The 9,830-nt window shown below is 59.4% G+C and carries 8 protein-coding genes; all 8 read left to right on the top strand.

All coding sequences use genetic code 11. The features are described 5' to 3' along the window. Positions 1 to 657: 657 nt before the first annotated feature. Positions 658 to 1,392 (top strand): class I SAM-dependent methyltransferase, encoded by a 735-nt coding sequence (locus ABF821_RS17700; protein WP_415531013.1) that lies wholly within the window; start codon positions 658 to 660, stop codon positions 1,390 to 1,392. Positions 1,393 to 1,457: 65 nt separating this feature from the next. Continuing rightward, positions 1,458 to 2,270 carry an N-acyl homoserine lactonase family protein gene (locus ABF821_RS17695; protein WP_415531012.1) on the top strand — a complete coding sequence of 271 codons (813 nt, stop codon included), beginning with the start codon at positions 1,458 to 1,460 and terminating at the stop codon, positions 2,268 to 2,270. Positions 2,271 to 2,773: 503 nt separating this feature from the next. Next, on the top strand, positions 2,774 to 5,218 hold the full coding sequence (locus ABF821_RS17690) for a TonB-dependent receptor (protein ID WP_415531011.1): 2,445 nt from the start codon (positions 2,774 to 2,776) through the stop codon (positions 5,216 to 5,218). A gap of 8 nt (positions 5,219 to 5,226) precedes the next feature. After that, positions 5,227 to 7,245 carry a phosphocholine-specific phospholipase C gene (locus ABF821_RS17685; protein WP_415531010.1) on the top strand — a complete coding sequence of 673 codons (2,019 nt, stop codon included), beginning with the start codon at positions 5,227 to 5,229 and terminating at the stop codon, positions 7,243 to 7,245. 356 nt (positions 7,246 to 7,601) lie between these two features. After that, positions 7,602 to 8,132 (top strand): DUF1269 domain-containing protein, encoded by a 531-nt coding sequence (locus ABF821_RS17680; RefSeq protein WP_415531008.1) that lies wholly within the window; start codon positions 7,602 to 7,604, stop codon positions 8,130 to 8,132. Positions 8,133 to 8,160: 28 nt separating this feature from the next. Further along, a complete protein-coding gene (locus tag ABF821_RS17675) occupies positions 8,161 to 8,589 on the top strand; it encodes a hypothetical protein (RefSeq protein WP_182975591.1) in 429 nt (142 codons plus the stop codon). A 45-nt stretch (positions 8,590 to 8,634) separates the two neighbouring features. Further along, on the top strand, positions 8,635 to 9,570 hold the full coding sequence (locus tag ABF821_RS17670) for a Ku protein (protein WP_415531007.1): 936 nt from the start codon (positions 8,635 to 8,637) through the stop codon (positions 9,568 to 9,570). A gap of 3 nt (positions 9,571 to 9,573) precedes the next feature. Further along, positions 9,574 to 9,830 (top strand): DNA polymerase ligase N-terminal domain-containing protein (locus tag ABF821_RS17665; RefSeq protein ID WP_415531006.1); only part of this gene is annotated, 257 nt, incomplete at its 3' end.

Below are 9,830 nucleotides of genomic sequence, written 5' to 3'. Positions count from 1 at the left end.
TGACGAAACAGACACCGCAAGGCGCCATGCCCACGCGTCTGATCCCCGTCAAAGCTGGCATGGATGGCGCGTGCCCAAAATTCGGTTTCCCGTTACGAAAACAGATCAGAACCGCTCGGAACCAACTGACGGTGCTCCGTCAGACCGGTCACACATCATCGTGTGAGAAATGCGGGCTAAGATTCTATGTATGTTATTGATTTAGAATAAATGTTCCACATTATAAACAATCGAGTGGGAATGATCCCGCGTCTGGCATAGGGTGGCATCACCCGGCAGGAATACGCCTCAAGGCCCGCGGAAACGCGGGCCTTTTTGTTTTTATCCGGGGCCGGATGCCCGCCTGGGTATCGAGAAGCCCATCTATACCACGCCATGGAGCAAAGCCATCCGCAATGACCCTGCGTCCGGACGCTTCTTCACAATCCATCCGCCCCGCGCTGCACCCTATCGGCATTGGCGATCTTCCGCAAATTTTCCTTTTCGAACAAGAATGTTTGTCGATTCCAGACCCCGAAGCACCGACGCGCGTGAGATACTCAGCCTGAGAAAACTTTGACACCGACGATCGGGTTGATGGATATTTTTTTGCGTTGATAGACATTTTTCAGTGGAATCAATGCAACAAAGGATATCCACGTCGATGGTGACGAGACGATGAGCGAGGCCAAACGCCATTACGATCGACTGCTGGCTGCGCACTACTCATGGATGAATGGGGCACCGCTGGAGAAAAAGGTCGCTGAACAAAGGGCGCTTCTTACCGATCTCGGGTTGAACGGCGGACCGAAGGGCATCGCCGTCGATCTTGGTTGTGGGCCGGGCTATCAGTCATTCGCCTTGATAGACATGGGCTACAATGCGGTCGTAGCGGTCGATACGAGTGCCGATCTCCTGGCGGAACTGAAGAAGGCGAGAACGGACAGTCAGGTTAAGACAGTCCTGGCAGACTTGCGTCATTTCCCGATGCTGGTTGAACAGGATTCGGCAGATGCGATCGTCTGCATGGGCGATACGCTGACACATCTGGACGAGCGGTCCGACGTATCAAAACTCTATCGCGACGCCTATGCCGCCTTGGCGCCCGGCGGGCGTTTCGTTCTGACCTTTCGTGATCTTTCGCAGGAACTGACCGGCTTGGATCGCTTCTTCTCCGTCCGGGGTGACGATCAGCGCGTCATGACGTGCGTGCTGGAATATGAGCCAGAATGCGTCATTGTGAACGATCTGGTTCACGTTCGTGAAGAATCCGGATGGATTTTTCAGAAGAGTCGTTATCGGAAATTGCGCCTCTCACCCTCAGAGCAGGTCGCCGAGCTGAAAAGGATTGGCTTTACGATCGATCATGATCGACCCATCGACAGAATGCATGCGATTTCGGCACGAAAATAGCGGGATGCATAGCTTGATGCACGGTTCGGTTGAACGGGCAGAAAATCGATGGTGGAAGCACGATAATGAGTAGTGATGATACGTATAAGATTTTCGTAATCAAATACGCGACGACGAACATGAGGCGGGAAACGTTTTTTGTACCGCCGTTGTTCCCGGCAGGAGAAATCCAGTTCGATTATTATATATCAGTGATCGCGAATGAAAAGCGTGTCATTCTGGTTGATACGGGCTTTCGCGAAGAAACGGGCGGTCGTCGCGGTCGAACATTGCTGCGCTGTCCGGTGGAGAGTCTGTCTCTATGTGGCTTTGACGCGCGCCAGGTGGATGACGTTATATTGACCCATCTGCATTACGATCATGCCGGGAACATGGGTTGTTTCAATTCCGCACGCTTCCATATTCAGCAGCGTGAGATCGAATTTGTAACCAGTTCGATGATGTCCAGCGCCAATCCCAATCTAGGTGGGTCGGTGGAGTCGAGCGATGTCCACGCTCTGGTGGACCTGATTTTCGCCGGACGTGTAAACATCCTTCATGGATCGACCGAGTTGGTGCCGGGCATCGAGCTTCATCTCGTTGGTGGCCACACGCCGGGTCAGCAGCTTGTCCGTGTGAAGACGGCGCGCGGCTGGGTCATCCTGGCAAACGATACCTGTCATTACGAGAAGAATGTTATCGACCGCCACCCTGTTTGTGCATTTGTCGATCTGCGTGAGATGATGGAGGGATTCGATAAGATCATGCATCTGGCGGATGGAGATATGTCCAGAATTATTCCCGGCCATGACCCTATCGTTATGCAGCGTTTTCCATCTCCTGATAAGTCTTTGAAAGATATCGTGGTGCGGGTCGATCTTCCTCCCGTTGGAAATTGATGACCGACGGCAGGCAAGGGAAAATCGCCATCGGCCAGACCGTGCCCGCGCCATCCGTGCGACGCTGATCCCGGCCATCCGGGTCATGAACGTCCGTCCGGCCGGGAGATGGCACCGATTGTCGGTCTGACCGGCAGGCTGAAAATGGCAAGCGGTGCAGCATGACCACGATTCTTCGGCGCCGCGTTGGCTACGGCCGGTTTCTCATTTCGCATGAGAACGGGTGTGGCGGACCGGGACGATTCGTCTTTGACGGCAACGAAGCGACCGGAAGCGCGCAGGATGTTTGTTTCATCTTTTTTGCACAAAAATTAAATATTTTTGTCAGAATTGTATGGAACTGTTGCCGAAAAAACATGGTGAAAAACAAATAGAACGACTGGCGCAAATAATACGTGCCTGTCATCAAAACATAACAAGACCGTCTGGAATGCCAATCTTATGAGATCGCTCGCATCCACAAGCGGCGTCATGAGGACGTACGGCAAGCAGGACGGAGCGATATGAAGAAGAGTGCCATCCTTTTCGTGACTACCTGTCTGACCGCGGTCATGACACACCAGACGGCACGCGCAGCGACATCGCCGAATGCCAGACACAAGGCCCATCACGCGGCGTCGCATACAACGGCCCCCGCGCGCACGGGGCGTGAACAGCCTGTTCCGACCCAGCCGGCCGCGTCGGCTCCGATTGTGGCGCGTCCGGCTGCCGTGCCTGTCCCGGCTGTGCATGTCGCGAGCGAGAACGAGGCGATCGTCGTGCTCGGTGCCGGTGCCGCGCGTGAGACGCAGACTGTGTCGCATGTGGCGATCCAGCAATATGTGCCCGGCACCAGTCCTTTCAAGGCTCTTTCGAAGTTGCCCGGCGTCATGTTCACGTCGTCGGACCCGCTGGGGTCATATGAATGGTCGCAGCAGATCATCATTCGCGGGTTCGACCAGAGCCGGCTGGGCTTTACCATGGATGGCGTGCCGCTGGGCAACCTGGCATATGCCAATGATAACGGGCTTTCGATCGGCCGTGCGCTCCAGACGGAAAATAACGGCCGCGCGACCCTGTCGCAGGGTGCCGGTTCGCTTGACGTCGCGGCGTCGAACAATCTCGGTGGTGCACTGGAATTTACATCGATCGATCCGAGCAACAAATTCGGTGTGGATGTCGCCGGAACGGTCGGTTCGTCCGGAACCTGGCGTACCTTCATGCGCGTCAATAGCGGCGTTCTGCCAGGTGGTGGAAAGCTCTATGTTTCCTATGACTACCAGGACGCCAACAAGTGGAAAGGTGACGGCGTCCAGCGTCAGCAGCAGGCCAATGCGAAGTTCGTCCAGCCGCTGGGAGAACATGTCAAGCTGACCCTGTTCGGCGACTGGTCGCTGCGACATGAAAACGACTATCAGGACCTGTCTCTCGCCACGATCCAGAAATATGGTTACCGGGTCGACAATATTACCGGAAACTATGATCTGGCGAAGCAGATCGGTTATGCCTATCAACACGGCACGGCTTACCCTGCCGGGATCGGCAACACCAATTACGGCAGCTATCCCGATTTCGTCTATTACAATGCCGGCGGCCTCCGCCAGGATGCGCTGGGCTACGGACGGCTCGATTTCGATCTGACCGATCGCCTGAAGGGCTACGCGACGGTCTATGGGCATACGAACAGCGGCGAGGGCGTGTGGGCCACGCCGTATCAGGCGACGCCGGCGGCCCTGGGTGGATCGCCATTGTCGGTCCGCACGACGGAATATGATATCCATCGCGAAGGCTTCATGGGCGGGTTGACCTACAAGGCCGGCCATCACACGATCGAAGGTGGCTTCTGGTTCGAGAACGACGATTTCGAACAGGCGCGCCGCTTCTACCCGCTCGGCCTGGACGGAACGCCGAACAGCATCGCCTGGTACAAGAACAACTGGTTCGCCACCCAGTGGCAGGGGGCGTTCAATACCAAGACCTACCAGGTCCATCTGCAGGATACGTGGCAGATCACACCGGCCCTGAAACTGAATTACGGTTTCCGTTCCCTGATTGTGGATAACCGGGCGCGTCAGATCGGCAGCAATATCTTCGGCGTGAAAGGGGCCGACGGTTACCCGTCAGGCTCGATCGAGTCGAGTAACGGCTTCCTGCCGCAGGTCGGCGCCAATTACCGCGTAAACACGCATAACGAAGTGTTTGCCGATTTTGCGCGGAACATGGCGGCGTTCGACAATTCGAACACTGGTGCCACCAGCCCCTTCGCCACGACGATCGCAGGTTATGAGGCGATCAAGAACAAGCTGAAACCGGAAATGGCGTATTCCGAGGAAGTCGGCTATCGTTACCACGATCACAATATCCAGGCGTCGATCACCGGATATTACATCGAGTTCGAGAACCGGCTGCTGACGATTACGCAGGGAACGGGCGTGCAGGGCAATGCGTCGGCGCTGGCCAATGTCGGCGGTGTTACGGCGCGCGGTGTCGATCTGGCCTTTAATTACCAGTTCGCGCCCAACTGGTCGATCTATGCGTCTTATGCCTTCAACGACTCGAAATATAATGATAACGTCAATAGCGGCGGTACGACCTATTATACCCGCGGCAGAGACGTGGTGGGCATGCCGCGCAATCTGGCCAATGTTCAGCTCGGGTATGACGACGGCTCGATCTGGGGCAATGTCAACATGCAGTTCCAGGACAAGCGTACTTATACCTACACCAATGACGCCTGGGTCCCGTCGAACGATATCTTCAATCTGAATGTCGGCTATCGGTTCCACAGCGATAACTGGGTTCTGCGCGGTGTCGATGCCCAGGTGAACGTCACCAACCTGTTCGACAAGCGCTACGTTGCGACGGTCGGCTCCAACGGGTTCGTGTTCAACGATCCCACGCACACGTTTGCCACGTTGCAGGCGGGGGCACCGCGCATGGTGTTCTTTACTCTTCGCAAGCATTTCTGAGGCGTTTGATGTCTGTCTCCTCCGGCCGTCGCCGTTTTCTGCAATGGAGCGCCGGTTTGGCGGCCGGGGGAGTGCTGCCCGACAATCTGCGTCGGGCACTGGCCATTTCGCCGCATCGCGTGACCGGTACGATCGCGGATGTCGCGCATGTCGTGATATTGATGCAGGAAAACCGGTCATTCGATCATTATTTCGGGTGCCTGAACGGGGTGCGGGGATATGGCGACCCCAGGGCCGAAACGCAGCCGGACGGTGCTTCGATCTTCGCCCAGCCGGACGGTCAGGGTGGGCATGTGCTGCCGTTCCGTTTCGATACCGACCATACGTCGAGCGCCTGCCTGGCCAGTCTCGATCATAGCTGGAAGGGGACGCAGGCAGCGTGGGATGACTGGAACGTCTGGGTGCCGCGCAAGACAGCCATGACGATGGGCTATTTCACCCGTGCCGAGATTCCCTATTATTACGCATTGGCCGATGCATTTACGATCTGCGATGCCTATCATGCGTCGATCTTCGGACCGACCAATCCAAACCGCCTCTATTTCTTCACCGGTACCAGCGGGCTCGCGGTTGGCGATCATGGGCGGCAGGTGGTCGAGAATGTCGATGACGGTAACTGGACCGCCGACATGGCGCGTGACCATGCGTCGTTCGCGCCCTTCCGCTGGACGACGTATCCCGAACGGCTGGAGGCCGCGGGTGTCTCGTGGCAGATTTATCAGGAATACGACAATTTCGGCGATAATCCGATTGCGTCCTTCGCGGCGTTCCGGAATCTGGATCGCAGATCATGGCAATATCGACGTGCGCGGCAGATCGTAGCCGGGTCCAACCATGCGAACATGACCAGTTCGGATGGTCGGTATCTGGTCGAGGCCTTTGAACGGGACGTGGCAGGCGGCCGTCTGCCGCAGGTATCGTGGATCGTGCCGCCGACCGCCCTTTCGGAGCATCCCGACGCGGCCCCAGGTTATGGCGAATTTTTGATTTCGCGCCTGATGGACGTGTTCGTGCGCCACCCCGAAGTGTGGGCGAAGACGGTCTTCATCCTGAATTACGATGAAAATGACGGTTTTTTCGATCATGTGCCCCCTCCGGTTCCCGCTGGTGAAGCGGCGAAGGGCGGCAGCACCGTTCCAGTGGCGGGTGAGATATACGCCGGTGTGCCGGTCGGCCTGGGGCCGCGCGTTCCGGCCCTCCTGATCTCGCCATGGAGTACCGGAGGCTGGGTCAATTCGCAGGTTTTCGATCACACGTCCGTTCTGCGGTTTCTGGAAGCGCGCTTCGGTGTCGAGGCACCGAATATCACGCCCTGGCGCCGGGCTGTGTGCGGAGACCTGACGTCGGCCTTTGATTTTACGCGCAGCGAACCGCTCTGGCCGGCGGCCTTTCCGGACACATCGGCCTATCCGGCCCGCGTGCGGGCGTCCTGCCGCCTGCCGCCGCCCGTCATTCCCGACCCGCAGGTTCTTCCCCGGCAGGAGACAGGTACTCGTCCGGCCCGGCCCCTTCCATATGATCTTCAAGCCGATATCGAGGAAAGCGGAAGGCTGCGCATGGCGTGCGCCGGCACGCAGGGCGCCGTGTTCCGGGTGCGGGATCGCGATGGCGTGCGGCATTATACGATCGGGGCGGGAGACGAGCACACTGTCATGCTGTCGGAGGGTGGGCCGGTTACGGTGCACGGCCCCAATGGCTTCTATCGGCGCTTCGATAGCGGGAGCGGCCTGAGCGCGGCCTTGCGGGCCGATGCGTCCACCGATGCGATCATGCTGCGGCTGGGCAATCGGGAGGCGGCGGCGCGCACGGTCGTGATGACGGACCTGTACGGTCAGGAACAGCGTGAAATCATGCTGCCCCCGCGCGGAACGGTCGATGTCATGATCGACATCGCCCGCAATGATCATTGGTATGACCTGAAGATCGGGCTGGCCGGCGGGGTCGCTGGGGATGTGATCCGGCTTGCCGGCCACAGGGAAACCGGGCGACCCAGTCGCACCGATCCTGCAATGGCATGGAAAGCCTGATCGCCCTTGTGGCCGGTCCGGCGGGGAAGACGCCGAACAGAGCCTGTCTGTGCCCGATCCAATCTGTTGCCGCGCCGATGTGGATGGTGGCTCACAACCCGAGAACCGTCGCTCCACGTCCTTCCCCAGAAGCGTTCGGAAGACCAGTCCCTCGATCAACCGGATCGTCGGGCCGACGACCGCAAATCCATCAGGCGGTTCCCCGCGCAGCCCGCCGGACCCGCCGGAGGGCGATCCGGCAGTACGGTGAGGCTGGGCTGCGTGCAAGGCAGTTGCGGAACCCGGCGATTGGGCGTTTGCTTTCGTGGTACGGGGGGCAGCCACCGGGGCGGCCCCATGTGGCACAGGAGGCTTCCATGTCCGACCTTGTGGTTCTCGGTTTCGATACGCTCGACGGCGCGACACTTGCCCGCGAGGAGATATGGAAACTCGAAAACGAATATCTCGTTGATGTCGATGACGCGGTGGTCGTCCGTCGAACGGATGATGGAAAGATTCATCTCGACCAGTCCGTGCATACGGTGGCCCTCGGGGCGGTGGACGGTGTGTGGAGCGGTATGCTGCTTGGAACCCTGATCGGGCTGGTGTTTCTGAACCCTCTGGCCGGTTTCGCCGTTGGCGCGGTGGCTGGCGGGACGGCGGGTACCATCGGGGGCGCCATGACCGATTTCGGCATCAATGACAACTTCATGAAAAGCGTCGGTGCGACCCTGAAGCCGGGCACCTCCGCACTCTTCGTCCTGGTGCGTAAGGTGGAGCCGCAGAAGGTCGTGAGCCATCTCCGGGCTTTGAGCGGCCACCCGCATCTCATCCAGACATCGCTCTCGCCCGAGGCTGAACAGAAGCTGCGCACGGCGCTGGTAGCGGATAACGGCAGCGCGGCCTGATACAGGCGCGCATAACAGGAGAAATAATGTGGCAGATATTTACGATAAGGTTCAACGGCTTCGCTCGGATCTCGAGACACTCGGCGCCGATCTGCGGGAGGCCGACACAGCACTGCGGACCGAATTCAAATCGTGGGGTGCCAAGAACGGCGCCAAGGCGCTGCGCAAGACCGCCAAGCGCCTTCAGGAACTCGGCGACACGGCCGTGAGCCAGGCCAACGACCTGAACAAGAAGGTCCTGGAAAAGATCGGGGATTCGCAGGAGCGTGCGCAGCAGGTCTCCGTGCTGCTGGGCGAAACTGCGGCACGGCTCGAAAAGAGCAATGCCGTGGCCAAATCCGGCGGCATCGTCCGCACGCTGGCCGGCGTGGCCATCGGACTGGCTGTCGTGGGGGGCATCGCAGCACTTGCAAAGCGGCTGTGCAGCAAATCGGAGCCTTACAAGCCGGGGCACTAAAAACCTCGCGGGGGCAGGGGGGCGCGCAGGAGCACCTCCCTGCCGGTGGCTCACGGGGCCGCAACGCATGCCCATCTCAATGCGTTGCTCTGGTGTTCATTCGGCAATGAGGATGTCACCATGGCCTCGCGGGCAAGCTGGAAGGGAACTCTCGCGATCGGGAAGCTGACCTGCCCGGTTGCACTTTTCGCGGCGGCCTCGGCCTCCGAACGGATTGCCCTGCACCTGATCAACCGTGCGACCGGCAACCGCGTGCATCGGCACTATGTCGATAGCGAGACCGGCGAAGAGGTGGCACGCGACGATCAGGTCAAAGGCTACGAGACCAGGAACGGCGATGTCGTGCTACTCGATCCGGAAGAGATCGCGGCCGCCGTCCCGGACAGCGACAAGAAACTGGCAGTCTCCGCCTTCATCCGCTGCGGCGAGATCGACGACGTCTATCTGGATCGTCCCTATTATCTGGGCCCGGCAGAACCGGAGGCGGAAGAAGCATTCGTGCTGATCCGCGAGAGCCTGGCGCAACAGAGGGTGGCGGCGCTGGCCCGCACGGTGCTGTTCCGTCGTGTACGCACGCTGCTCATCCGGGCCCATGAGGGCATCCTGATCGCGCCGACCCTGAATTTCGACGACGAGGTGCGCTCGGCGCACGATGCGTTCCGCGATATTCCCGACCACCCGCTCCCGCAGGAAATGCTGGATCTGGCGGCCCATATCATCGAGACGAAGAAAGGCCATTTCGACCCCTCGGCATTCGACGACCGGTACGAAGCCGCCCTGGCCGCGCTGGTCGAAGCCAAATTGAAGGGCAAAAAGCCCGCGCCACCGCCCGGCCCGGCCGAAAGCAGGATTGTCAGCCTGATGGATGCCCTGCGCGAAAGTGCCGGCGTGACAACAGCCAAAGCTTCCGCCCAGCCGGCCCGTCGTAAAAAGACCGGAGTCCGCTCCCGGCCCGCGCATGGCCGCCGCAGGGCAGGTTGAACGATGGCGCTCGACACCTACCGCCAGAAGCGCGACTTCACGCGCACACAGGAACCGGTGGGCGAACGGGCCCGGACCGAAGGGCACAGCTTCGTCGTCCAGAAGCATGATGCCCGGCGGCTACATTACGATTTCCGCCTGGAACTGGATGGCGTCCTGAAAAGCTGGGCGGTCACCAAGGGGCCCAGCCTCGTCGCAGGCGAAAAGCGCCTGGCCGTGCATGTCGAGGATCATCCGCTGGACTATGGGGATTTCGAAGG

The sequence above is a fragment of the Gluconacetobacter sp. genome, assembly GCF_047721585.1.
Classification (GTDB): domain Bacteria; phylum Pseudomonadota; class Alphaproteobacteria; order Acetobacterales; family Acetobacteraceae; genus Gluconacetobacter; species Gluconacetobacter dulcium.
The sequence above is the reverse complement of the archived record's forward strand: the minus strand, read 5'-3'. Positions and strand labels throughout refer to the sequence as shown.

Coding starts and splice junctions, on each gene's coding strand:
- ABF821_RS17700 (WP_415531013.1), top strand. CDS start 658: ATGAGCGAGGCCAAACGCCATTACGATCGACTGCTGGCTGCGCACTAC.
- ABF821_RS17685 (WP_415531010.1), top strand. CDS start 5,227: ATGTCTGTCTCCTCCGGCCGTCGCCGTTTTCTGCAATGGAGCGCCGGT.
- ABF821_RS17690 (WP_415531011.1), top strand. CDS start 2,774: ATGAAGAAGAGTGCCATCCTTTTCGTGACTACCTGTCTGACCGCGGTC.
- ABF821_RS17680 (WP_415531008.1), top strand. CDS start 7,602: ATGTCCGACCTTGTGGTTCTCGGTTTCGATACGCTCGACGGCGCGACA.
- ABF821_RS17695 (WP_415531012.1), top strand. CDS start 1,458: ATGAGTAGTGATGATACGTATAAGATTTTCGTAATCAAATACGCGACG.